This is a genomic window from Hyphomonas sediminis (assembly GCF_019679475.1).
In the GTDB taxonomy this organism is placed as follows: Bacteria; Pseudomonadota; Alphaproteobacteria; order Caulobacterales; family Hyphomonadaceae; genus Hyphomonas; species Hyphomonas sediminis.
Genome location: NZ_JAIEZP010000001.1, coordinates 794652 through 818727 on the forward strand (window position 1 = coordinate 794652; position 24076 = coordinate 818727).

27 protein-coding genes are annotated in these 24076 nt (G+C 62.6%); 7 read left to right on the top strand and 20 right to left on the bottom strand.

The genetic code is table 11. The annotated features are described in order from the left end of the window. Window positions 1-559 precede the first annotated feature (559 nt). Entirely contained in the window at window positions 560-1030 is a 471-nt protein-coding gene (locus K1X12_RS03985; protein WP_220986337.1) for a DUF2721 domain-containing protein, read from the bottom strand. Between the two features lie 331 nt (window positions 1031-1361). Between K1X12_RS03985 and rpsO the strand changes: the two genes are divergently transcribed. The 4 genes from rpsO (at window position 1362) to K1X12_RS04005 (ending at window position 5476) form a co-directional block, all read left to right on the top strand. Beyond that, window positions 1362-1631 (top strand): 30S ribosomal protein S15, encoded by a 270-nt coding sequence (gene rpsO / locus K1X12_RS03990; protein WP_220986338.1) that lies wholly within the window; start codon window positions 1362-1364, stop codon window positions 1629-1631. 72 nt (window positions 1632-1703) lie between these two features. Further along, window positions 1704-3845 carry a polyribonucleotide nucleotidyltransferase gene (gene pnp, locus K1X12_RS03995; RefSeq protein ID WP_220986339.1) on the top strand — a complete coding sequence of 714 codons (2142 nt, stop codon included), beginning with the start codon at window positions 1704-1706 and terminating at the stop codon, window positions 3843-3845. A 92-nt stretch (window positions 3846-3937) separates the two neighbouring features. Then, entirely contained in the window at window positions 3938-4624 is a 687-nt protein-coding gene (gene udk / locus K1X12_RS04000; protein ID WP_220986340.1) for a uridine kinase, read from the top strand. A 27-nt stretch (window positions 4625-4651) separates the two neighbouring features. Beyond that, window positions 4652-5476, top strand: coding sequence for a CAP domain-containing protein (locus tag K1X12_RS04005; RefSeq protein WP_220986341.1), 825 nt, complete (start codon window positions 4652-4654; stop codon window positions 5474-5476). Here K1X12_RS04005 and K1X12_RS04010 read toward each other — a convergent pair. The 6 genes from K1X12_RS04010 to K1X12_RS04035 all read right to left on the bottom strand — a co-directional run bounded on the left by K1X12_RS04010 (window position 5466) and on the right by K1X12_RS04035 (window position 9543). Beyond that, entirely contained in the window at window positions 5466-6065 is a 600-nt protein-coding gene (locus K1X12_RS04010; RefSeq protein ID WP_220986342.1) for an NAD(P)H-dependent oxidoreductase, read from the bottom strand. The two genes, K1X12_RS04005 and K1X12_RS04010, sit on opposite strands and share 11 nt — an antisense overlap. Beyond that, window positions 6062-6841, bottom strand: coding sequence for a hypothetical protein (locus K1X12_RS04015; RefSeq protein ID WP_220986343.1), 780 nt, complete (start codon window positions 6839-6841; stop codon window positions 6062-6064). The genes K1X12_RS04010 and K1X12_RS04015 overlap by 4 nt, the downstream gene beginning before the upstream one ends. Before the next feature lie 110 nt (window positions 6842-6951). Further along, window positions 6952-7209 (bottom strand): YjhX family toxin, encoded by a 258-nt coding sequence (locus tag K1X12_RS04020; RefSeq protein ID WP_220986344.1) that lies wholly within the window; start codon window positions 7207-7209, stop codon window positions 6952-6954. Window positions 7210-7455: 246 nt separating this feature from the next. After that, window positions 7456-8274, bottom strand: a complete 819-nt coding sequence (locus K1X12_RS04025; RefSeq protein ID WP_220986345.1) for an enoyl-ACP reductase FabI — start codon at window positions 8272-8274, stop codon at window positions 7456-7458. A gap of 157 nt (window positions 8275-8431) precedes the next feature. Then, the gene (gene fabA, locus K1X12_RS04030; RefSeq protein WP_220986346.1) at window positions 8432-8968 is read right to left on the bottom strand and encodes a bifunctional 3-hydroxydecanoyl-ACP dehydratase/trans-2-decenoyl-ACP isomerase; all 537 of its coding nucleotides are present in this window, start codon (window positions 8966-8968) and stop codon (window positions 8432-8434) included. 56 nt (window positions 8969-9024) lie between these two features. Next, window positions 9025-9543: an SH3 domain-containing protein gene (locus K1X12_RS04035; RefSeq protein ID WP_220986347.1), complete on the bottom strand. Its 519-nt coding sequence runs from the start codon at window positions 9541-9543 to the stop codon at window positions 9025-9027. Window positions 9544-9680: 137 nt separating this feature from the next. Here K1X12_RS04035 and K1X12_RS04040 point away from each other — a divergent pair, with 137 nt between their 5' ends. Next, entirely contained in the window at window positions 9681-10667 is a 987-nt protein-coding gene (locus tag K1X12_RS04040) for a 2-hydroxyacid dehydrogenase (protein WP_220986348.1), read from the top strand. Between the two features lie 33 nt (window positions 10668-10700). On the opposite strand, the gene K1X12_RS04045 is transcribed toward K1X12_RS04040, so the two are convergent. From K1X12_RS04045 to K1X12_RS04065, 5 genes are all read right to left on the bottom strand, one after another. Next, window positions 10701-11690 (bottom strand): alpha/beta fold hydrolase, encoded by a 990-nt coding sequence (locus K1X12_RS04045; protein WP_220986349.1) that lies wholly within the window; start codon window positions 11688-11690, stop codon window positions 10701-10703. A 75-nt stretch (window positions 11691-11765) separates the two neighbouring features. Then, window positions 11766-12506, bottom strand: a complete 741-nt coding sequence (locus tag K1X12_RS04050; RefSeq protein WP_220986350.1) for a HesA/MoeB/ThiF family protein — start codon at window positions 12504-12506, stop codon at window positions 11766-11768. Next, a complete protein-coding gene (gene nadD, locus K1X12_RS04055; RefSeq protein WP_220986351.1) occupies window positions 12503-13090 on the bottom strand; it encodes a nicotinate (nicotinamide) nucleotide adenylyltransferase in 588 nt (195 codons plus the stop codon). Before nadD ends, K1X12_RS04050 begins: the two co-directional genes overlap by 4 nt. Further along, window positions 13087-14373 (bottom strand): glutamate-5-semialdehyde dehydrogenase, encoded by a 1287-nt coding sequence (locus tag K1X12_RS04060; RefSeq protein ID WP_220986352.1) that lies wholly within the window; start codon window positions 14371-14373, stop codon window positions 13087-13089. The genes nadD and K1X12_RS04060 overlap by 4 nt, the downstream gene beginning before the upstream one ends. Window positions 14374-14418: 45 nt before the next feature. Then, complete coding sequence (locus K1X12_RS04065; RefSeq protein WP_220986353.1) at window positions 14419-15357, bottom strand: DUF2785 domain-containing protein; 939 nt, start codon at window positions 15355-15357, stop codon at window positions 14419-14421. 118 nt (window positions 15358-15475) lie between these two features. Here K1X12_RS04065 and K1X12_RS04070 point away from each other — a divergent pair, with 118 nt between their 5' ends. Beyond that, window positions 15476-17044, top strand: a complete 1569-nt coding sequence (locus K1X12_RS04070) for a long-chain-fatty-acid--CoA ligase (RefSeq protein ID WP_220986354.1) — start codon at window positions 15476-15478, stop codon at window positions 17042-17044. Window positions 17045-17123: 79 nt separating this feature from the next. Here K1X12_RS04070 and soxR read toward each other — a convergent pair whose 3' ends face one another. Further along, window positions 17124-17579, bottom strand: coding sequence for a redox-sensitive transcriptional activator SoxR (gene soxR, locus K1X12_RS04075; protein WP_220986355.1), 456 nt, complete (start codon window positions 17577-17579; stop codon window positions 17124-17126). 81 nt (window positions 17580-17660) lie between these two features. On the opposite strand from soxR, the gene K1X12_RS04080 reads away from it, so the two are divergent. Then, window positions 17661-18077, top strand: coding sequence for a VOC family protein (locus K1X12_RS04080; RefSeq protein WP_220986356.1), 417 nt, complete (start codon window positions 17661-17663; stop codon window positions 18075-18077). 97 nt (window positions 18078-18174) lie between these two features. On the opposite strand, the gene K1X12_RS04085 is transcribed toward K1X12_RS04080, so the two are convergent. The 7 genes from K1X12_RS04085 to K1X12_RS04115 form a co-directional block, all read right to left on the bottom strand. Continuing rightward, window positions 18175-18444 (bottom strand): SEL1-like repeat protein, encoded by a 270-nt coding sequence (locus K1X12_RS04085; protein ID WP_220986357.1) that lies wholly within the window; start codon window positions 18442-18444, stop codon window positions 18175-18177. Between the two features lie 228 nt (window positions 18445-18672). Beyond that, window positions 18673-19089: a GFA family protein gene (locus K1X12_RS04090; protein ID WP_220986358.1), complete on the bottom strand. Its 417-nt coding sequence runs from the start codon at window positions 19087-19089 to the stop codon at window positions 18673-18675. Between the two features lie 151 nt (window positions 19090-19240). Beyond that, window positions 19241-19765, bottom strand: a complete 525-nt coding sequence (locus tag K1X12_RS04095) for a CarD family transcriptional regulator (protein ID WP_220986359.1) — start codon at window positions 19763-19765, stop codon at window positions 19241-19243. Between the two features lie 286 nt (window positions 19766-20051). Further along, a complete protein-coding gene (fdxA, locus tag K1X12_RS04100) occupies window positions 20052-20393 on the bottom strand; it encodes a ferredoxin FdxA (protein WP_220986360.1) in 342 nt (113 codons plus the stop codon). A 99-nt stretch (window positions 20394-20492) separates the two neighbouring features. Further along, a complete protein-coding gene (locus K1X12_RS04105; protein ID WP_220986361.1) occupies window positions 20493-20939 on the bottom strand; it encodes a tellurite resistance TerB family protein in 447 nt (148 codons plus the stop codon). Further along, window positions 20936-21223 (bottom strand): RNA-binding S4 domain-containing protein, encoded by a 288-nt coding sequence (locus K1X12_RS04110; RefSeq protein ID WP_220986362.1) that lies wholly within the window; start codon window positions 21221-21223, stop codon window positions 20936-20938. The genes K1X12_RS04105 and K1X12_RS04110 overlap by 4 nt, the downstream gene beginning before the upstream one ends. A gap of 10 nt (window positions 21224-21233) precedes the next feature. Further along, window positions 21234-24008: a helicase-related protein gene (locus K1X12_RS04115; RefSeq protein WP_220986363.1), complete on the bottom strand. Its 2775-nt coding sequence runs from the start codon at window positions 24006-24008 to the stop codon at window positions 21234-21236. Between the last annotated feature and the right edge of the window lie 68 nt (window positions 24009-24076).

Genomic DNA, 24076 nt, shown 5'->3' on the forward strand with positions numbered 1-24076 from the left:
CGGGAAAGAAATTTTGTGTGGGGTGTGGGCGCTACGCCCGCCGCGCATCTGCCAACCGGAGTTTCGGGCAGTTCTTCGGGATGACTTCGGCGCTGCCAGGTCTTGCCCGTCCCTCGGGCAATCGCAGTGCGATTGCTGATCCTCGGAACTCCTCAACTCTCGTGGCCTTGGCGGATAAACACCAAGGCGGGCCAGTCGGGTTTCTCTACCGGCTTTTTAGTCCGGCTCACCTGGATCAGCGTCCCTAGAGAGATTGCGGGCCGTTACGTCCGCCGCCTCCCATCCTCCGGGGCGCCCTCCCACAAACCGAACGGTACCGGCCCGGCTCCTTGTGAGAGGATGCGGGCATTGTGATCGCGTGGGGGAGCCTGCCGGATAGGTCTGGCCAGCCCGCTCTATGGTTCGACTTCGCTCACCATGAGCTTCGGGAGGGTGAGGCTTTGAACTTCGAGGGATTCTGGGTCCCGGATAATCGCTTCCGCGATTTCCGGGATGACACGGGGAGGGGGCGTGGCGGTGTTGGATAGGGTGGGGCTTGTCCGCCGGTGGAGTGCGCCGATCAGGCTTTCTTGGGTTTGCCGGCTTCCAGCACTGCGCGGGTGACGCGGAGGGTGCGGCTGGCGATGCGGACTTCCATGAGGAAGGAGACAAGCGCGACCGAGAGGAAGAGCATCGAGGCGACAAAGAGGACCGAGACGGCCTGGGCGACCGGGATGGGCACAAGCTGGCCGGTGAACAGAAGGATGATGACAACGCAGATCAGCAGGGCAGCAAGCGTCGACAGGGAGATGGCCCGGTGGATCCGTTCCATCCGCTTGTCGAGCACGGCAAGCTCGGCATGGAACAGCAGGCGGGTATCAAGATCGGCTTCCGACAGGCCGCCTTCCAGCGCCCGCCAGCGATCCACCACCCGCGCCAGACGGTTTGCTATCACGTTCAGCAGGGCGCCGATGCCGGCCAGCGTGAAGACAGGCGCAATGGCGAGCTGGATGATATGGGCGACTTCTTCAGGAAGCTGGGTAGGGTCCATTCCGGGCGGGTCCGTTGGTGAACTCCCGGATGATTCCGGGGCCGGGAAAACCTAAACGAAGACAATGATGTTGTCGCCGGCCGATGCGCCGGGGCAGAAGCTTGCCGGATCTGGCAGCGGGAGGGGCAAAACTCATCACGCCGCCCCCTTTCATTTCCCCCTCAAATAGGTCATAAGCCGCGCTTTGGGGCGGAGGCCTGCCTGCTGACCCTGCTGGACGACATCCCGGCCGTGGCCAACAAGAAAGAGCCGCTCCCAAAAAATCACGCCAATTCAGGCGCTTATTGAAACCGGCGCTCTCCGGAGCGCGCCAGAAAAAGAAGGTATGCCGATGTCGATTACTGCAGAACGTAAGCAGGAACTCATCAAGAAGTTCGCCACCAAAGAGGGTGACACGGGTTCTCCGGAAGTCCAAGTTGCGATCCTCACCGAGCGGATCAACAACCTGACCGACCACTTCAAGACCAACAAAAAAGACAACCACTCCCGCCGCGGCCTCCTGACCATGGTCGCCACGCGCCGGAAGCTGCTCGACTATGTGAAGGGCAAAAGTGAGGATCGTTACACGAAACTCATCACAGAGCTCGGCATCCGCCGCTAGGCTCTGACAAAACAGCCCGCCGGGCATTGGGGCCACGGCGGGCTTTTCGTATGTGAAAGAAAGACAAGACGAATGTTCAACAAACAATCTGTGTCGCTGGAATGGGCCGGCCGCACGCTGACAATCGAGACGGGCCAAGTGGCACGTCAGGCCGACGGCGCCGTTATGGTGCAGTATGGCGACACAATCGTTCTGGCGACCGCCGTGTTCGCCAAGGAACCGAAACCGGGCCAGGACTTCTTCCCCCTGACCGTGAACTATCAGGAAAAATACTTCGCCTCCGGCCGGATCCCCGGCGGATATTTCAAGCGCGAAGGCCGCCCGACTGAGAAAGAGACGCTGACCTCGCGCCTCATCGACCGTCCGATCCGTCCGCTGTTCGTTGACGGCTTCAAGAACGAAGTCCAGGTCGTCGTCACGACGCTCTCCTACGACCTCGAAAACGATCCCGATGTGGTTGGCATGATCGGCGCCTCGGCTGCGCTCGTGCTCTCCGGCGCGCCCTTCATGGGCCCGATCGGCGCAGCGCGCGTCGGCTACAAGGACGGCGCCTACATCATCAACCCGACGGTTGCTGAAGTTGAAGAATCCGAACTCGACCTCGTCCTGGCCGGCACCGCCGACGCCGTGATGATGGTGGAATCGGAAGCCTATGAACTTTCCGAGGAAGTGATGCTCGGCGCCGTTGTCGCCGGTCACGAAGCCATGCAGCCGGTGATTGATGCGATCATCGCCCTGGCAGAAAAAGCCGCCAAAGAGCCCTTCGCCTACGAGCCGCCGGATCATTCGGCTGCCCTGAAAGCCGTGCTCGACACCGTCGGCGCTGACCTCTCGAAAGCCTACAAGATCACCGCCAAGGGCGAGCGTTATGCTGCCATCGGCGCCGCCAAGGACAAGGCGAAAGCCGCCCTCGTCGGCACCGAAGAAGCCCCCGGCGCGCTGACCGCTGAAATCTTCAAGACCGTGTTCAAGGAAGCCGAAGCTTCCGTGGTTCGCGGCGACATCCTGAAGACCGGCGAGCGCATCGACGGCCGTAAGCTCGACCAGATCCGTCCGATCATCGCAGAAGCAGGCTTCCTGCCACGTACGCACGGTTCCTCGCTCTTCACGCGCGGCGAAACGCAGGCGATCTGCGTTGCCACGCTCGGAACGTCCGATGACGAACAGTACATCGACGGCCTGGACGGCACGAAGAAAGAGAAATTCCTCCTGCACTACAACTTCCCGCCCTATTCGGTCGGTGAAACGGGCCGTATGGGCGGCGCTGGCCGCCGCGAAATCGGCCACGGCAAGCTCGCCTGGCGCGCGCTGCAGGCTGTCCTGCCCAAGCATGAAGAGTTTCCGTACACGATCCGGCTCGTCTCCGAGATCACCGAGTCCAACGGCTCGTCCTCGATGGCAACGGTTTGCGGCTGCTCGCTCGCAATGATGGACGCCGGCGTGCCGGTGACCCGTCCGGTTTCGGGCATCGCGATGGGCCTCATCCTTGAAGGCACCGACTTTGCTGTTCTCTCCGACATCCTCGGCGACGAAGACCATCTCGGCGACATGGACTTCAAAGTGGCCGGTACGGAGAAGGGCATCACCTCGCTCCAGATGGACATCAAGGTGGCCGGTATCACCAAGGACATCATGGGCAAAGCCCTTGAGCAGGCCAAAGGTGGCCGGATGCACATCCTCGGCGAAATGGGCAAGGCACTGACCGCTTCGCGGGGCGAGCTGTCCGAGAACGCACCGCAGATGGAAATCATGAAGGTTCCGACCGACAAGATCCGTGATGTGATCGGTTCGGGCGGCAAGGTGATCCGCGGCATCGTCGACGAGACGGGCGCCAAGGTGAACATTGACGACGACGGCACCGTTCAGATCTCCGCGCTCGACCGCAAGTCGATCGAAGCGGCGATCAAGATGATCAAGGGCATCGTGGCTGAGCCGGAAGTCGGCGAAATCTACGAAGGCAAGGTCGTCTCGATGAAAGACTTCGGCGTCTTCGTGAACTTCTTCGGTCCCAAGGACGGCCTCGTCCACGTGTCGCAGATGGCCAACAAACGCATTGGCCATCCAAAAGACATGGTCAAGGAAGGCGACAAGGTCTGGGTCAAGCTGATGGGCTTCGATGACCGCGGCAAGGTTCGCCTCTCCATGAAGGTCGTGGACCAGGAAACCGGCAAGGAACTCGCTGAAGAAGCGGGCGCCGAGGGCGACGAAGAGTAATCTTCCGGCCAATTGCCGCAGAATTGAGGGCCGCTCCTTGATGGGCGGCCCTTTTTTATGGAAACACCGGTCATAGAAGAGGGCGCGCTGTCATGACCAAGAAGAAGAACTTCCTGATTGCCATGTCGGGCGGCTCGGGCTCGGGCAAGTCAACGCTTGCGGTGGCGCTGCTGGAGCGGCTGGGGCCAGGCAAGGCGGTGATGTTCGGGGAGGACGCCTATTACCATCCGATGAGCCATTACGGGGAGCCAAGTTCGGAGGCCGAGCGCGAGACGCTGGTGGCCGGCATCAACTATGACGACCCCAAGTCCAAGGAAGTCGACCATCTTGTGTCCGACCTCAGGGCCCTGAAGGCAGGGGAGGGCGTTGATCAGCCGATCTATGATTATGACCGGCATGATCGCTCGAAAAAGACCCGGCGGATCGAGCCGGCGCCGGTACTGATCCTTGAGGGCATTCACGCCCTGTCGATGCCGAAGATCCGCAATCTCATCGACCTGTCTGTTTATGTGGACACACCTGACGACCTGCGCCTGGCGCGCCGCATTCGCCGGGATGTGATCGAGCGGGGCCGGACGGTGGATTCGGTGTTGCAGCAATACATGTCGACCGTGCGGGCGGCTCATTACCGCTTCACTTATCCGGCGATGTTCGAGGCGGACCTCGTGATTGCGGATGAGGGCGTGCCGGCATACGGTCATGTGAAGCCCTCGGCTGAAGCCATCGAGCGGATGCTTGCACCGGTACTCTCGCGGCTGCAATCTGCGGGCGTGATCTGAGCGGTCTTCCGTGCTAGGAAGGTGGCCATGCGCATCATGGCTGCCTGTCTTGCCTGGTTGAGTTTTCTGACGCTGCCGGCGTTCGCCTGCGACCTGCGGATTCAGGGGCGCCCCTTAAGCGTGGCGGGATATGTCGAGATGGCAGAGCCTTGCCTGGCGCGGCCGCCGGCGGGCTTTCAGTTCGATGCGGCGCTGGAGGCTGAGTTCCTGGCGCTGGTGAACAAGGAGCGCGCCGCAGAAGGGCTTGCCCTCGTAAAGCTGCGCCCGGAGTTAAGGGCGGCGGCGCGGTTCCATAGCCTTGACATGGCCGTGAACGGATTTTTCGGGCATTCCGGCCCGGATGGGCGACACCCGGATGAACGGATGGCTGCGCTCGACCGGACGGCGCTGGCGGATTTCTCTGCCGAGAATGTCGCCACGATTTCAAAGACCGGCGGGCGGATGGGGCCGGGCTTTGCGGTCAAACGGCTGCACCGCAACCTGATGGAGAGCCCAGGCCACCGCGCGAACATCCTGCATCCCAAGGCGACGCATGTGGCATTTGGTGTGGTGCGCACGGAAAGCGGCGTGTGGGTAACGCAATTGTTCATGCGGGTTTCCGGGACGCTGCCGGAAGCCGCGCCGCTTCGCATTGCCTCGGCGGACCTGCTGCGCGGCAAGCCGGCGGGGCTCAGCGGCTGGCGTTTCGTGCGCTATGACATGGTATCCGCTACAGGCGAGCCATCGCCGATCAGCGGCGCGCGGCCCGGCGGGAATGCGCGGCTGGCCGCCTATGCGACCCAGCCGGGCGATGATCCGCTCTCCTATTACTGGATGCGGTTTCCAGGGCCTGCGGTAACGATTACGCCTTAGCGAGCCGCCCCGCGGCAGACGCGCCGCGTGCCTCGGCCTGTTTCAGCCAGTGCTGGATTTTCTCCGGTTTTGCAGATTTGACCGTGCCGACCTGCAAGGTGCGGATGGGCTTGACCCCTGCAAATTTCATCACGAGATTTTCGACCTGCAGCTTGGCCGGGCGGCCATAGGCAAGTTGGTCGAACCAGGCGGGGCCGTCGGCGGTCATCAGGATGTCGCCCGAGCGGCCCGTGAGTAGTTTATCCCACCACGGATCATTATCGTGATAGCGCATGGCAAAGCCGGGCAGGTAGGCCCGGTCGATGACGCCTTTCATCATGGCGGGCATGCCGCCCCACCATTGGGGATAGGCCCAGCAAAGATGGTTCGCCCAGAGAATGTTTTCCCGCCATTCCTCCAGGCACGGCTCCAGCGTCTTGCGGGCGTGGTAGCCTTCGTGAAGGTCGGGATCGAACTTCATGTCGGAGAGATGCATGCGGCGGATTTCAGCGCCATGGGCCTGCGCGCCGCGCGCATAAGCGTCTGCCATGCCGTGGCTGAGCGAGGTTTCGCGCGGGTGGCCGACCCAGAGGAAGATGCGGGCAGTCATTTCGTCTCCGGATTTGCTGAAGGGTTCATATAGGCTGCGACCGTCAGGAGTTTTGAGACCGCGAAGTCCATGTAGCAGGAGTGAGAAATGTAGCGCGGGGAAAGGCCCGCCTGTTTCACCTCGGCCATGTAGTAGGCCGAATCCATTGGGCAGAGCCATTCCTTGCGGCCGTATTCGTCGAGGCCGTTCGTGGGGACCGAATAGGGCAGGCTGTCGGGCCCGTTGAGGAAGCAGGGATCGGTGAGGATCGTCTCAAGGGCTGCCGCTTTGCCCGCGTCCAGCGCGGAGGTGATATAGGGCGGCCGGGGCGGCGGCGGTGGTTCTGGGGGCCAGTCCTCAAAGCCGGGCAGCAAGTTGCCCTCCGCATCTACCGGGGGAGGCGGGGGAGGAGGCGGCGGCGCGCGGTAATCGATATTGTTGGTGGCAACCTGCCAGACGCCATCGGTGGATTTCCAGAGGGTGACGCGTGTATCGAGCGCCCACATGCCGGTTGGCGGCACGCGCACGCGAATGCGCGTTTCCGCTTCCTCCGCGCCCGGCGGAAGCGGCGTCAGGAGTGTCTGTTCAAGAATCCAGGTTTCCCGCTGGGCGGCGTCTGCTGCGTTCTTCTCTTTTATCTTTGCGACATCAAACTTTTCCGCGCCGGGGCAGAGCTGCCCATTGGCGTCTACCAGCCGGGGCGACGATGCGGCGCCGGGCGCCGTAGCGCAGCCCGGAAGCAGCAGGGCCGCCGAGAGCGTGAGCTGCGCCAGAAGGCGGACAGGTTTGGTGATCATATGGTGTGTCCACGCAGTTCGATGCCTGCGAGAATGACTGCGCCGGCGAGGATGGCAAGAGGGGACGAGGGCGGGATTGCCCTCGCCCCCTTCTTGCGGGGCCGTCTCGCTCAGCAATTGTCCAGCTGGGAGCGGACGAGTTGCAGGCCACGCCGCGTGATGCGGTATGGGCCGCCACCGCTGGACGCGATGGTGCCGCGCCGTTTCAGCTTGCGGAACAGCTCAAGGTCGAGGCCGGCAAAGCGCCAGCCATCGCGCGTGTAGCAATGGGCTTCTTCGGGTTTGCGGCTTTCATTGCGAATAAGGTCGATCCGCCCGCCTTGGGCGAGCAGGTGGAGGATGCGCTGTTCAGCGCGTGAAATATCCATTTCGTCAGGTCTCTGGTCCCGCGCTCCTTATGGAAAGGGGCGCATGAAAACGTCTCCGGCGCGGCTTCCGGGCGGAAGGGCGCCGGGCTCTACGCTTTCGCCGGCCTGCCTTGCACTGATGTCAGTGCGGGAACGGCAGGCCCTTCAGCGGGACTCAGACAGAGTACGGAACATAAAAAACCTCAAAGGGCGAGGCACCCATTTTGGAATGCCTCGCCCTGAAGTCAAGAATGGAAGGGAAGAAGCTTATTCTTCCTCGCCCGCATCCGGCACGCCGACGGCGTGGAAGCCGGCATCGACGTGGATCACTTCGCCGGCAATCGAGCGGCCGAGCGGGGAGAGCAGGTAAAGCGCGCAGCCCGCGACGCCTTCCATGCTGGTGTCTTCTTTCAGGAGAGACCAGTTGCGGCCTGTGCCCATCAGGCTCTTGCCGCCGCGGATGCCTGCCAGCGACAGCGTGCGCATTGCGCCAGCCGAGATCGCGTTGACGCGGATGCCCTGCGGGCCAAGATCGCGCGCGGCGTAGCGGGTGGAGGCTTCCAGCGCCGCCTTGGCAACGCCCATGACATTGTAGGAAGGCACGGTGCGCTCAGCGCCGAGATAGGTCATGCAGATGATCGAGCCGCCATCCGGCATGATTTCCGAGGCGCGGCGGGCGCTGTCGATAAAGCTGTATACGGAGATATCCATCGCGCGGCGGAAGCCTTCACGCGAGGTGTTGGCGACCATCGAGCCCATCAGCTCGTCCTTGCCGGCAAAGGCGATGGAGTGGACGAGGAAGTCGATCTTGCCCCATTTTTCCTTGATGGCGGCGAAGGCTGCATCCATCGAGGCGTCGTCGGTCACATCGGCCGGGATCATCGTGTCCATGCCGATGGATTCGACGAGCGGGCGCACGCGGCGCTCCAGGCTTTCGCCCTGATAGGTGAAGGCGATTTCAGCGCCCTGGGCGGCCAGCTGAGTGGAGATGCCCCAGGCAATGGAGTTCTGGTTGGCAACGCCCATCACGACGCCGCGCTTGCCCTTCATCAGGTCGCCTTTCGGCATGTTCCAGTCATCGGCCATCAGGGGCTCCCTTGTATTCGGTTTTGCTTGGGGATTGGGCTAGGCGGGGTGGTGTTTGCCGTCAAGACGGGAAAGGCCCGGACGCTGTAGGGCGTCCGGGCCTTTCAATTGGGGCTTCCTGCTGGAATTGGCCGAAGGCGACCGGACCAGGGCCGTCTCAGTCGAGGTCCGAGGGGTTCATCAGGCCGACTTTCATGTCTTCGGCGGTGTAGACCAGCTTGCCATCGGTGATGACGCGGCCATTGGCGATGCCAAGGACCAGCTTGCCGCGCTTGACGCGCTTGATGTCGATTTCGTACCGAACCAGCTTGCGTTTGGGCGTGATCTGGCCGGTGAATTTCACCTCGCCAACGCCGAGCGCGCGGCCCTTGCCGGGCGATCCGGACCAACCGAGCCAGTAGCCGACAGCCTGCCACATGGCGTCAAGGCCAAGGCAGCCGGGCATGACGGGGTCGCCGGGGAAGTGGCACTGGAAGAACCAGAGGTCGGGCGTGATGTCGAGTTCGCCGACAACATGGCCCTTGCCGAAAGCGCCGCCATCCAGGCTGATTTCCGGAATCCGGTCCATCATCAGCATCGGCGGGGCGGGCAGCTGCGCATTGCCAGGCCCGAAGTAGCCGCCGAGACCGGATTGGATCAGGTCTTCCTTGGTGTAGGAAGATTTCGGCGTGTGGAAGTCGTGCGGACCCTGCATGTGGGTGCCCTCATTCTGCTATGGATCACGCCTTCCAGCCGAGCGACCCGGCCTTGTCAACCGTTTGTGGCGATCTGGACGGTCTCTGGCGGCAGCGCTCCCCACAGGCTGGAGCGGGCTATCCAGCCGCGATAACCGGCGGCTTCGACCTCGCAGAGGTCGCCGTCGCAGCGCGTGACCAGTACCTGGACGCCCTTGCCAAGCTCGGCAATGCCGGGGGCGCTCTTGGTGGAGTCGCTGGTCATGACGGCCGTGCGGGTGACGATGGCGGTGTTGCCGTCTTCCAGCATCCGCTTGTGGACCCAGACTTCATCGCCGGAGGGGTCGCGCACCCGGTACCATTCACCGCTTTCCTTGAGCACCTGAACAGGCAGGCCCTTACGGTTGTATTTCCAGGCAATGGGGTAATCGAGGCTGGGACCGGTGCGGCCGTTGACTTCGGCCCAGCGCAGCGTTTCGAAGCGGGGTACGGGCTTGCCAGAAAACCGGCTGATGCGGGCGTCTGCGCCAGGGTCGGCAAACGCTGCGCCAGCAAGGGCAAGCAGGGTGGCCAGAACGAGGGGTGCCCGTTTCATGTGCAAAGCTTCCATCAGGAGGGGAAGCGCTATTCTGGCAGCATAGCATGAATCGCCCGTAAAGCGGTGGGAGATTGGCGTGGCGGGCTGGCTCTGCTAAGTCCCCCGAAACAATAAGAAGCACCGATGGGAGTCCCATGCCGGCCAGCAAGCTGAAAGTCGTCGTCACCCGCAAACTCCCGGCCTCGGTGGAGCTCCGGATGAAGGAGTTGTTTGACGCCCGGCTGAACGAAAGTGATCGCCCTTTCTCTGCCGACGAACTGGCGGACGCGATGCAGACGGCCGATGTGCTTGTCCCTACGGTAACTGACCGGATTGACGGGCGCCTGCTGGCACGGGCCGGTGAAAAGCTCCGTCTGATTGCCCAGTTCGGGGCAGGGGTGGACAATATCGATGTGGCGAGCGCTGTTCAGCGCGGCATCACGGTGACCAATACGCCGGGCGTGCTGACCGATGATACTGCTGACGTGGCCATGGCGCTGATCCTGGCGGTTCCGCGCCGTCTGCATGAAGGCGTGCAGATCATGGAAGCGGGCAAGTTCGATGGCTGGACGCCGACCTGGATGATGGGCCGCCGCCTGTCGGGCAAGCGCCTCGGCATCATCGGCATGGGCCGCATTGGCCAGGCGGTTGCCCGCCGTGCGCGCGCGTTTGGCATGCAGATCCATTATCACAACCGCAAACCGGTGAGCCAGCGCATCGAAGAGAGCCTTGAGGCGACCTATTGGGATTCGCTCGACCAGATGCTGGCGCGGATGGACATCGTTTCGATCAACTGCCCGCACACGCCGGCAACCTTCCATCTGATCAATTCCCGGCGCCTGAACCTGATGAAACCGGAAGCCTACATCATCAACACCGCGCGCGGTGAGGTGATCGACGAGGCAGCGCTGGCGCGGGCCATTCGCGGCGGTAAGATCGCGGGCGCCGGCCTCGATGTGTTCGAGCGCGAACCGGCGGTGAATCCGGAACTGATGGGCCTGCCCAACGTGCTGCTGTTGCCGCATATGGGCTCTGCCACCATCGAGGGGCGCACCGAGATGGGTGAGAAGGTGATCATCAATATCAAGACCTTCGCTGACGGGCACCGCCCGCCGGACCGCGTGATCCCGGCGATCCTCTAAGCATCGCAATTTACCTGAACAGGACGTCGCCGGTCAGTTGGTCGGCGTCGTTTCAGACGTGACGGATGGATAGACACGCGTGGCGAGGAAGCTGCGCAGGTCGGCAACCGACTCGGCGGCGATCTCTTCCTGCGGCAGGTGGCCGACATCCGGATAGAGCTTCAGCTCTGCGCCCGGAATGGCCGCGGCGAAATTTTCGCCATGGGATGCCGGGATGAGATTGTCCTTCTCGCCATGCATGACCAGAGTTGGCGTGGAAATCGCGGCGAGCCCTTGGGCGGTTGCCTCGGTGCCCTCGCCGGCGGAGAGGGCGAGCAGCGCATCGCGGTGGCACGGCGCGCGCGCGAGCGAGGCGTAGCGGTCGACCATTTCATCGGTCACAAAAGCGGGGTTTGCGAAGCTGTCTTCCAGGCCCGACCGGATCAGCGACGACATGTCGAGGTCCTTGATCAGCTTGCGGGCGAAGCCAATCTCCAACAGGCGAAAGATGACGGGGCGATCCTTGCTTTCTGCTTCGCTGCGGGGCCAGCCAGCGGCGTCGACCAGCACCAGGCCGTCGAGACGCTCTGGGTGCGCCAGGGCATAACTCCAGGCCGCGCCGCCGCCCATCGAATTGCCCGCAAGCGTGAACCGCTCGACCTTCAGCGCGTCTACTACGCGGTCGATGATGTCGACGAACTGTTCTGTTCCGATCGCGCCATTGTCGACGCAGCGGGAGAGTCCGTGGCCGGGAAGATCGAGGCTGATGATGCGATAGTCACGTTTCAGGTCAGCGACCCACGGCTCCCATGTGTGCAGCGAGGCGGAGAAGCCATGAACCAGAACAAGCGTTGGCGCGTCACGTGGGCCGACATCACGGAAATGAATCCGCTTTTCATCGTCAAGCGCAAGGAAGCGACTGTCGGAACTGGCATAGATGGTTTCGAGCTGTTCGTAGGGAATGTCGTCGCGCTTGAGGGCCATCCATCCGGCAAACAGGATGGCGCCAAGGGTGATCACCACAGCGAGAAATCTGGAAAGCATCTGTTTTGAAGTATCCGGTCTGCAAATCAGGACTGCGAATAACGCGCGCGGGGCCGCGCATGTCAAACCTTCTGTTCAGCCAGAACAGACAGGACACTGAGAATCGCGCCGCAGGCGCACTGTGCGCATCTCCGCGTTGAGGCCGTCCATCAGCAAAAGGCGGCCGATCAAAGGTTTACCTGCGCCCGTGATCAGCTTCACCGTTTCGAGCGCCATGGCAGAGCCCGTCATGCCGGTGATGGCGCCGACAACGCCAACTTCATCGCAGGCCTGCGCAGCCGGTGGCATCTCGGCGATCCAGCAGCGATAGCACGGCGCTTCTGCGTCAACGCCGGACGCAAACACGCTGACCTGACCGGTCCAGCCGCTGGCGGCACCGGAAACGAGATAGCGCTTTTCCGCATGTGCGAAGGCGTTCAGCGCAAAGCGCGTTTCGAAATTATCGGTCGCGTCGATGAGGATCGTGCCACTCGGCGCGCCGCCTTCACCAAAACGCGCAGTAACCACCTTCACGCGGATCGAAGGGTCGATGGCATTGATGCGGGCGGCGAGTGAGGCGGCTTTCTCGGCGCCGATCTGTCTTTCCGTAAACTGTATCTGCCGCTGCAGGTTCGACCGTTCGATGCGGTCATCGTCCCAAAGTTCGATTGAGCCGACGCCAGCCGCAGCGAGGTACAGCGCAGCAGGGCCGCCAAGGGCGCCGGCGCCGATGATCGAGACGTCTGCCGTGCGTAGCTTGGCAACGCCCGGCCCGCCGATTTCCTTCAGCAGTATGTGCCGACGGTGACGGTCTAGCTCTTCGGGGGTGAGGCTCATGCCTTTGCCCTCAGCGCGGTTGAGGAAACAGGATTTTCCCGTACACGGATGTAGGTCCAGGCGGGCGCGATCATGCGGGAAAGATCACGGGCGCGGGCCTCGGGAATGCGCGCGGCAGCGAACTTGCGAGAGAAGGGTGTTGCCTTGGAAATGCGCGCGCCGGGACGGGCGATGACCGCAATGGGAAGCATGCCGGCAATCTTTTCCCAATCCTTCCAGCGGTGGAAGCTTGACAGATTGTCGGCCCCCATCAGCCAGACGAAGCGGGTTTGCGGGGCTGCTTTCTTGAGGGCCGATATAGTGTCTACAGAATAAGTTAGGCTGAGCTGTGCTTCTATATCTGTCGCGCGCAAGTGGCGCCGGCCAGCAAGTTTCTGTGCCGATGCAAAGCGGGCGGAATAATCTCCGTGATCGGATTTAATGGGATTGCCGCGTGCAACAATCCACCAGACGGCATCAAGATCGAGGCGGACTAACGCAGTTTCGGCAACCAGAAGATGGCCTGCATGGGCAGGATTGAAGCTGCCTCCGAAAAGCCCGATGGCAAGGCCCCGGCCCGAACCAGGCAGGCGCGCGCGCGTCAAGGGCGGACCTGTCCTGTTCCGCGCACGGCGTATTTGTAGGTTGTCAGCTGTTCTGCGCCGACCGGGCCGCGCGCATGAATGCGCCCGGTGGCGATGCCGATTTCCGCGCCAAAGCCAAACTCGCCACCATCGGCAAATTGCGTTGATGCATTGTGCAGCACGATGGCTGAATCGACCTGTGCGATGAACGTATCAGCGGCTGTCTGATCCTCGGTGATGATCGCGTCCGTGTGGCCGGACGACCAACGCGCCAGATGGGCGAGCGCGTCATCCAGGTCGTCCACCACGGCGATGGCGAGGATAGCGTCGAGATATTCAGTGGCCCAGTCTTCTTCCGTCGCCGGTTTAATGTCGGCAAGGATTTCTCGCGCGCGCGTGTCCCCGCGCAGTTCGCAACCCGCTGCCGTGAGCGCCGCCGCAATTTGCGGCAGGAGGGAAGGGGCGACAGACGCGTCTATCAGCAGTGTTTCGGTTGACCCGCAAACGCCGGTCCGGCGCATCTTGGCGTTGAGGGTGATCTCGACGGCTTTCACGGGGTCTGCCGCGCTGTGCACATAGGTGTGGCAGAGGCCTTCAAGGTGGCCGATCACGGGCACGCGGGCTTCAGCCTGCACACGCTCGACGAGGCTGCGGCCGCCACGCGGGACGATCACGTCCAGCGTGCCATCGAGACCGGCAAGCATGTGGCCGACGGCTTCGCGGTCTGTTGTGGCGACCAGCTGGATGGCGTCGACGGGCATCTCTTCGTTTTTCAGCGCGCCGCGCATGGCGTCCGCCAGCGCATGAGAAGTGCGTGCGCTTTCAGAGCCGCCGCGCAGGATGGCGGCGTTGCCGGAACGCAGGCAGAGCACGCCGGCATCGACCGTCACATTCGGGCGGCTTTCATAGATGATGCCGATGACGCCGAGCGGCACAGCAATGCGCGCAATGTCGAGCCCGTTGGGGCGAGTCCAGCGGGCCAGCTCCCGGCCAATCGGATCAGGCAGGGCGGCAACGGTTTCGACGCCCGCTGCGATGCCCTCAAGGCGTTTCTCATCGAGCGCGAGGCGGTCCAGCATGGCGCCCGAAAGCCCTTTGGCGCGGGCATTGGCCATATCCTCGGCGTTGGCTGCGAGGATTTCCGGCGCGGCTGCGCGGATGGCTGCTGCGATGGCGACCAGTGCGCGGGTGCGGTCTGGTGCCGTGAGCAGGCCCATTGCTTTGGAGGCGGCGCGGGCGCGATGGCCCATGCCGATCATGATATCTGCAAGCTCAGGGCTGGGAGGGGGCGTATGTACGGTCATGGCGCATCCAAGTGCCGCAAACGGGCGTCCCCTGCAAGGTTTGGCTCAGGGAAGGGAATTCAAGAGGGCAAAGGAAGATCGTGCCAGCGGTTCATAGGTTTCCTCGTTCGAAGCGATGGCGCTGACATAAACTGCTTCTGAGAAGGCGCGCAGATTGTGCAGCTTTCGCAGCGCCGCTTCCGAGCCATAAACATTTTGGCGGAGCGGATCGTCCGCCGGCCAGAGGCTGGCGAACCAGGCGTCCCATTCGTCTGGGGCGAAGTTTTGCCGCTGCGCGAGATACAGCACGGGCGCGGCCAGCCGCTCGCTTTCCCCGAAAATGTAGGCGTGCTCGTGGGGGGCCACCTTTGCCGCGATCGCAGCAAGGATTGCTTCGGCTTGCGACCGGGTGAGCGCATGATTGAGGGAGAGCTGCATCAACAGGTCGCCCGTGTGGGCGACGCCGTGGCGCCAGCCTTCCTTATCGCTGAAGCCGCGATAATCGGTGAGGCCTGCCAGATAGGTATGCGCCGCGGCGATCAGGGCGTCGCGCTCTTCGGGCGCCATCCAGGGGTCGATCCGGTCCGTGCGGGCGACTTCCGCCAGTGCGAGCGCGGCGAAGGGGCGGGCGAAGCCGTCCTCATCCTCCGGTCCGGCAAGAACGGCCAGCAGGTCGTCCTTGATGGCTGCGACGGTTTCCGGGCCGATCAGCTTGCTGCGCATCATCTGCGAGAGGGTGGTGTAGGTAACGCCGTCGCGCAGGATGGGGGCGGGATCGGCAAGGCAGGGGAGCAGAGAGAGGGCAAGCTCCTCCCGGCTCGTCTGGGTCATGTCGAGGACGACTTCGCTGCGGGCGCGTTCATCCCCCAGAGCGGCGAGACCGGCAGCAGGGGCGCAGGGTGAACGGTTGGCGGTTGCTTCCGGCGCTGCCGTGGTGGGCGAAACCGGGGCGGGGGCGGTTGTACAGGCGGTCAGCAGCAGGGGGAGGATCAGGTGGCGCAGCATGGTCAAAACTCTCCTGTTGGCCGGCTTCCGCAAGGGTTGCGCTTCCCAAACCGGGCTGACAAGCGGCCGGAAGGCATTAATGTTCTTCCCAAGAAATGATGCCCGCCGGAGGAAACCCATGATCGACATCGATGCGATGCCCTACATTGCGGATATTCCGCCCGTTCAGGCAAGGTTGCGCCCGGATGAGACCGTGCTGTGGTTTGAAGGCCGCGCGACGAGCTTTGCGCAGCTTGAAGCGCGGTCCAGCCAGATTGCCAATGGCCTGATCAATCTTGGCCTCCAGCCTGGAGACCGGGTGGGTTATCTCGCCAAGAATACCGACCAGTATTACGAGCTCCTCTTCGGCTGCGCCAAATCGCGGACAGTGATGACCGGCGTGAACACGCGCCTGGCCGCGCCGGAAGTGAAGTTCATCCTGTCGGATTCCAAGACGCGGGTGCTGTTCGTCGGCAAGGAATTCTACGCCATGATCGACGAGATCAAGGCCGAGCTGCCAGACCTTGCGCGGGTCATCACGCTGGATGGCGACCGGGAAGACTGGGATTATTTCCCCTCCTGGCGCGATTCCAAGAAGATCGACCCGCCGGGGCTCGCCGTTCAGGGCGATGACGATGTCATCCAGCTTTATACCTCAGGCACGACGGGTCTGCCCAAAGGCGTTCAGCTGACGAACGACAATTACCGGGCCTTCTTCAAACAGGCCGGCCTGCTGGAATGGTCGAGCTATGATGCGGGAGAGGCCGTGATGAACGCCATGCCGCAATTCCATGTGGCGGGCGTGAATGTCGGCGTGCTGGCAAGCCTTCAGGGCGCCAAGACGGTGGTGCTGCGCGAGATTGATCCGCAGGCGATCCTTGGGCTGATCCCGGAGCACAAGATTGCCCATGCCTTCTGGGTGCCCGCGGTGATCCTCATGCTGACACAGCAGCCAAACATCCGCGAGGTGGATTTCTCCAGCCTGCGACAGGTATTCTACGGCGCCTCCCCAATTTCTGAAGCCCTGCTGCGCACGGCGGTCGAGATTATGGGCGCCCGCTTCACCCAGCTATACGGCCTCACCGAAACCGTCGGTGCCGGGACATTCCTGCCGCCCGAAGCGCATGATCCTTCCTGGGGCAAGCTGCGCTCCTGCGGCGTGCCGTGGCCCGGCGCTGTGGTGCGCGTTGTCGACGGCGAGGGGAATGCGCTTCCCGTGGGCGAGGTCGGCGAGATCGTCATCAAGTCCGGCTTCGTGATGAAGGGCTACTGGAACCGCCCCGACGCGACGGCAGACGCAGTGCGCGACGGCTTCTTCCATACGGGCGACGCGGGCTATTTCGACGAGGATGGCTTCCTCTACATCCACGACCGCGTGAAGGACATGATCGTGTCGGGCGGGGAGAACGTGTATCCGGCAGAGGTCGAGAATGCGATCTTCGGTGCGCCCGGCGTTGCGGATGTCGCCGTCATCGGTGTGCCGGATGAAAAATGGGGTGAGGCCGTCAAGGCGATCGTCGTCAAGAAGCCCGGAGAGGATCCGTCTACGGAAAGCATCATCGCCTGGGCAAAGGAACGTATTGCAAGTTACAAGGCGCCGAAATCTGTCGACTTCATCGATGCCCTGCCGCGCAATCCTTCCGGCAAGATCCTGCGTAAAGACCTGCGCGAACCCTACTGGAAGGGTATGACGCGGCGGGTGGGATAAGTCTGGTGATCTGGCATTCACCGTTGGCTTCCTGGTCTTCCTGCTTACATTCCGTCCAAAGACGGAAAAATCCTGACGGTCAGTCACTGCCGCCAAAGACGTAGCGCGGGCCTGAGCCGGACTTGCCCGCAATATCTCCCGGATTGTACAGGGCGCAGCGTTTCAGAGACAGGCAGCCGCACCCGATGCAGCCATCAAGCGTATCACGCATGTGCTCCAGCGCTGCGATCTTGCGGTCCAGCACGCGGCGAACTGTATTGCTGATCTGACGCCAGTCTGCCGCAGTCGGTGTGCGCCCCTCGGGGAGGGACGCAAAGGCGTGGACGATGTCTTCAATCGACAGGCCCAGGGATTGCGCGATGCGGATAAAGGAAACGCGGCGCACGTCCGACCGGAGGAAGCGCCGGTGACGGCCCGCTGACCGGATAGACCGGACAAGGCCGCGTTCCTCATAATAGCGCAGCGCAGACACAGCGACGCCCGTGCGGGCGGCGAGTTCGCCGATCGTCAGGACATCGGAATGTTTCAGGGACATGCAATTTTCTGCTTGATCTAAAGTTAGCTTGAGATTGTAGCAGAAGGGTCAGGCAACAACTACCCCGGAAAGGGACCAGCCATGACCCCGTCAGTTCTTCGCCCCGCGCGTATTGAACATGTCAACATAACTGTACCGGATTCGGAGCATGCCGCGGGTGTCTTCGAACAGATTTTCGGTTGGCATGTGCGGTGGCGCGGCGAGGCGATGAGCGGCGGTCACACTGTGCATGTTGGATCCGGCGATCACTATCTGGCGCTCTATTCTCCGCCTGCAGGGAAAGAATGCCCCAGTCGGTTTGACAAGGGTGTTCCGCTCAATCACATCGGGATCGAGGTTGACGACATTGTCGCCATTGAAACACTGGTGCGCCAGGCGGGCTATCAGCCCTTCGGCCACGACGATTATGAGCCAGGTCGCCGGTTCTATTTCTTCGACGAGAGCAATATCGAGTTCGAGGTGGTCTCTTACGCGCCGGTACTCGAGTATTCCGGCTGAGCGGGGCTGCTCTCTCCCGCGACACCCGGCGCAGCGGGAAGTGCATTCACGTGCCTTCCCGTTGCTTGCGCCCGAAGCGTTTACCTCTGGCGGTGTCTTAGTGGGCGAGGCGCATCCAGTCGCGGGCCGCCTGAAGGGCGATCTTGACCTCGGCAGAGGTCAGCATGTCGGCCATTTCCTGACGCTGCATCTTGGCGTCCTCATGCCCGCGCACCGCGGCCAGGTTGAACCATTTGTGCGCCTCAACGAGGTCGATCTCGGTGCCGGTGCCGGTCGCGTAGGCAAGGCCTGCGCGGTAGAGGTCGTCGGGAAGCGAATGCGCGCCGAGCAGGCTCGCGGGCTCCACGGGAATATCTGAGTAAGCCATCTTCTTGTCCTTCACTCCTTCCAGCCTGCCGGGTTTTCCCGTGCGCGGTCTGGCTACCATCACGTGCCGAATATTCCGGCGACGGACAAAGGTTGCCCTGAGAGCGTTGGAACATGGTTAATTTTGCATTGGTCGTGACACGGCTTCGTAAACGTCGTGGGCTCTCTTGTTAGCAAACGGACGGAATCGGCAGCTTTTGGAGTGGATGGGTCTCCACTAGGGCGCGTATCATTCGGTGCCCGGATGGCGCTTGAAGGCCGGAATCTCGCTCAAATGTACTACCCACGGTGCCTGTTCGACTGTCTGCACCTGGGCGCCAGGTTCGAACTTCTCAGGTGTGTCCAGCGTCATCAGCTGAACATCCACAATTCCAGGCAGGTAGGTTTCATTGATGTAGTAGAGGCCCGTACCGCACTGGCTGCAGAAATATCGGAAGCTGTCGCCGGAAGAGTTGAAGGCCTGCGCCTTGCCCTTGGTCACCGTGAAGTCAGGCGTCGGCACCATCGCCCAGGCGACCAGCGGCGCGCCAGCGCTCTTCTGGCAATCCCGGCAATGACACACGGAGATGCGTTCCGGCGCGTTGGCGAGGGTGTAGCGCACGGCGCCACACTGGCAGCCACCCTGGATTTGTCCTGTCTCCGACATCGCACGCCTCGTCAGATTGTTCTTGGTTTGTTTTTTTGCATTCGAGGCGCTGCAAGTCAAATGAGGGCAGCCTGGAAAATCGCGGGGCAGGGCGCAAAGAAAAAGCCCCGCAGTCGCCTGCGAGGCTTTTTTATCTTGGCTCAGCCTGAAATCAGGCGGCCACTTTTTTCTTTGCCAGGGACTTGGCGAGTTTTTCCATCGCCTTGCCCTTGTCGATATTCTCGACAGCGGCGAGTTCGCGGGCCATCCGGTCCAGCGCGCTCTCATAGAGTTGGCGCTCGGAGTAGGACTGCTCGGGCTGGTCATCGCCACGGTGAAGGTCGCGAACGACTTCCGCGATCGAGATCAGGTCGCCGGAGTTGATCTTGGCTTCGTATTCCTGGGCGCGGCGCGACCACATGGTGCGCTTGATACGGGCTTTGCCGCCAAGCGTCTTGAGGGCGTCGTCAACCAGTTTGGAGCCAGCAAGGGCGCGCATGCCCGAAACCTCGGCGCGGTTCGTCGGCACACGCAGGATCATCTTGTCCTGATCAAATGCAACGACATAGACTTCCAGCTGCATACCCGCGACTGTCTGACTTTCGATACCGGTGATTTTGCCCACGCCGTGCGCCGGGTAGACAACACTCTGACCGACCTCGAACGCATGAGTCCGAGCTTCTGCCTTCTTCGCCATGTTCGGTAAGACCCTTTTCTACACACACATTAAGAGAGTCGAGTTCCTCCGGCCCCAGTTCCGTTTAAGGTTCTGAGTTAGGAATTCCCGCTCTTCTTGATTGTTGTTCAGGCCCTCTGTGTAGCACATTCTTGCAGGAAATACAACAGCGTGGCGCAGAGGTTACCAGGGCGTAAAAGAAACAGAATCAAGGAATTCGTTAACGCACCCTGATCCTTGCTCCTGCCTGCAGGCACTGCAGAACATGGCCCCTAGGGGAATCAAATTCCCGCAAAGGCAGACAATATCAATCACCAGTGCCCGGATTGGGGCTGAAGTATTTTTCCAGCTTGCCAGTCACGCTTGCCCATTCGTCCCGGTCGGCAGGCGGTTCTTTCATCCGGGTGATGTTTGGCCAGACCTTGGCGTAGTCGGAATTGAGCTTCAGCCATTTGCCGTCGGGATCATCTTCCGTGTCTGGCTTGATGGCTTCGGCGGGGCATTCTGGTTCGCACACACCGCAATCGATGCACTCATCCGGGTGGATGACGAGCATGTTCTCGCCTTCATAGAAGCAATCGACGGGGCAAACCTCGACGCAGTCCATGTATTTGCAGCGGATACAGGCGTCGACGACGATATAGGTCATGGGAAACTTGGGTCCTGGGCGGGATATATCAGGCCCGCCAATTGGCGAGCCAAGCCGCGCATGTCAATGAGGCGAACTACACTGGGGCCGGAGATTGTCTCAAGCCGCGCCGTTTGCGTGCTCTCTCGCCCGTTGGCGGGCGCCGGCGCGTTGCACATCATCGACATAGAGAAGGCCCGCCACATGGCGCACATAGGCCTCCTCCACATCGTCATGCTCGCCATCGGCAAAGATCACGCGGTACATCGCTTCGACGATCTTCACCCGCTCATCCATCGGCAGCTTTTTCGCGTGCCGCGTGAACTGATGACTGCCGACAGCCTCTTCGGCGAGTGTTTCGGCTTCAGATAGCAACGCGTCGGCCTTGTCGGCATCGAACTCGAACGCTTCGACAAGAATTTCGGCGATCATGTCGCTTTCGATGTTCACATAGACCCCGTCCACCAGCGCGGCTTCAACGAGAAGGGCGGTGACAGCCACATAGGGTGGCATTGATTGTTCTGCAGGGGTCTTCGGTGTGAAGAGGCGCTTGATGCGGTCCATCATGGATCGGTCTCCAGCGGGCGATAGAGCGCCCTTGCTTCCTCTGCCGGGCCGCGGCGGTCGCCGAGATCCAGCACTTGAACGGAGTAGATACGCCCAGCTTTGCCGAATGTCACCACATCGCCAATGTTCACGCTGGTGCCGGGTTTATCCGTCTTTCGGGTCTGGCCCATATGCGAGAGGCGAACGCCGTGCCCCTTGACGTGAGCGGTGGACAACGCGCGCGTCTTGAAGAAGCGCGCCCGCCACAGCCAGACATCAAGGCGAAGCGTCCCCTCTTCGCTCATCGCGCCTCACTCACTGGAAGGGCTTGTACACGAAAGCGCCGTCAGTTGCCGGGGCGGCTTCCGATTTGGGTTCGCGCGGCTGCTTCGGCTTGTTCGGGCGCGGAGGCTTCGGCGGCTTGGGCGGGGGCAGCAGGGAGGCCAGCGCGGCAAACGGGCTGTTGGGATCGATCGCCTTGCGCGGGGGAGGGCCGGAATGCTGGCCGGGGCGTCCGCCACCGCGTTGTGGGCCGCGATCGCCGCGACCTTCCGGCCGGCGACCATCTCCGCGCGGACCTTTGCCCTGCGGTCGATCTGGAGACTGACGGTTCGGGCGGTTCCCTTGTGGGCGCTCCCCGCGCGGCGGCCGGGCGGATTGTTGCCCCTCTTCAGGGCGCGATCGCGCGCCGTAGCGCCACAGCGTTACGGCGCCGGTATCCTTGTCCTTTTCGGCAGGCGCCAGGCCAAAGCCCTTGAGCACGCCGGGCCAGTCATCGGCAGGGCAGGAGACCATCGAGGCAAGGTCAATCGCAATGGCAAAGGCATTCTTGCCGGCATCCTTGCGGCGCTTGGCAATTTCCCAGCCGAGGCGTTCGGCCAGATCGGCCCGCACGGCGCGGCGGCCAAAGCGCAGATAACCATTGGCGGCAAGCGCTTCTTCCGGCCATGTGCCGTCCAGTGCGAAGGAGCCTGCGCCTTCCGGCGCCAGCGGATAGTCCTGCCCCGAAGCAGCCGCTTTCAGGATGGCGATCACGCGCTGGGCGGCCGGCTTCTGCGCGTCGGGCACATGCACGGCCACGCGGCCTGCGCGAATACCGGCAGCCTTGAGCGCTTCACGCTGCTCGGCGGTAACACGCAGCGGCGGATCATCCGTGCGCAGATCGACAGCCGCGCCACTCTCCAGGATGCGGAATGCCAGGCCCCGCGCCATTCCTTCCAGCTTTTCGCTGGCGTCGCCGCTGGCGAGTTTCGCATGCACGGGCAGCACGCGGGCAATCTCGCCCTTCAGCCATTCTTCCATCCGGGTCAGGGCCGGGGCACGCTCGCCCGCATCCATCTCCAGCGCGCCGACCAGTTCGAGACGCGGCGCAATCCAGCTCGCGCCCTTGAGGAGGCGGGCGACGGGCGCGTCCTTGAACTCGATTTCGGCTGCTTCGGTCAGCTTGAATGCGTCTGAGGCAGCTCCGGAAATTTCCGTCAGACGCTGGCTCAGCAGCGGGCGGATGGCGGCCATCGCGGCGCCGCGTACGGCCTTGCCTTCAAGGGTGCGGTTGTCCAGCACGGGCTCGAATGTCAGCCCCTTCAGGCGGCCGACTAGATGGCCTTCAACGGTAACGTCGCCTTCCGGCGTCAGTTCAGTCACGAGGGCGTCTTCCTTTTTGAGGCTTGCGAGCAACGCGGTCGTGCGCCGGTCGACAAAGCGGGCTGTCAGCGCTTCGTGTAGCGCGTCGGAGAGGGAGTCTTCAATCTCCCGTGTTTTCTGTTGCCAATAGCCGGGATTTTCCAGCCAGTCGGGCCGGTGGGCGGCATAAGTCCAGGTGCGGATCGCGGCAAGGCGCTGCTGCAGCTTGGCAATGTCGCCCTGGGTGGAGGCAAGATCGTCCATCCGGCGCTCCAGCCCGGCGTCAGAGAGGCGCGCATCCGGGTCGGCCAGCGTATCGGCGAGGCCCAGCACCAGCCGGCCATGTCCTTCGGGGCCGAGCTTGCGGAAATCCGGCAGCCGGGCAAGATCCCACAGGCGGCGCACCTTGCGCTCCCCGCTCACATTCGGGCCTATTCCGCCATCCTCGCTCATCCGCCGCAGGATCCATTCGTCCAGCGCGTGCGGGTTGTGGATCAGCACCGGATTGCCTGAGGGCTTTTCGAGGCTGCGGATCAGCGTCCTGAGGCTGGTAAAGTCGAGATCGGAAGAGCGCCACTGGAGCGCATCGACTGAATCGAACCGGTGCTGCTCAATGGCTTTCCACTCTTCTTCCTGAAAGGGTGGGCAATTGCCGGTCTCGCCAAATTCGCCATCGGTGCGGAAACGCCCGGCGCGTCCGGCGATCTGGCCGCATTCAGCCAGTGTCAGCGGCCTGTGCCGGCGCCCGTCGAATTTCGAGCGGGAGGCAAACACAACCCGCTCCACATCGAGGTTCAGCCCCATGCCGATGGCGTCGGTGGCAACGATGTAATCGACCTCGCCGGACTGGTACATCGCCACCTGCGCGTTGCGCGTGCGGGGGCTCAGCGCGCCCATGACCACCGCTGCGCCGCCCTTCTTGCGGCGCAGAAGTTCGGCAATCGCGTAAACTTCCTCGGCCGAAAACCCGACCACGGCTGTCCGCTTGGGCAGCTTCGTGATCTTGGTGTGGCCTGAATAACGAAGCTCGGAAAAGCGTTCGCGCGGCTGGGTTTCGGCGCCAAGTTTCAGCGATTTCAGGATATCCCGCATCGTGTCGGCGCCGAGCAGGAGCGTTTCGTGATTGCCGCGCATGTTGAGGATGCGGTCGGTGAAGATGTGGCCCCGGTCTTCGTCCTCGGCCAGCTGGATCTCGTCGATCGCCAGGAAATCCGGGCGCAGGTCCGCCGGCATCGATTCCACGGTGCAGATGAAATAGCGCGCCGTCGGCGGAACGATCCGCTCCTCGCCGGTAATGAGGGCTGCGTGGGGATATCCCCTTGCGGCCACCACACGGTCATACACTTCGCGCGCCAGCAGGCGCAGCGGCAGGCCGATCATGCCCGTGCCGTGCCCGAGCATCCGCTCGATGGCATAGTGTGTCTTGCCGGTATTGGTGGGGCCGAGAATGGCCTTGAGGTTCGTCATGTGCGGGGAAGGGATGGGGGCGCGGCGGCGTCAGGTCAAGGCGCCTTCGCTTGCGTTTTATTCCTGCG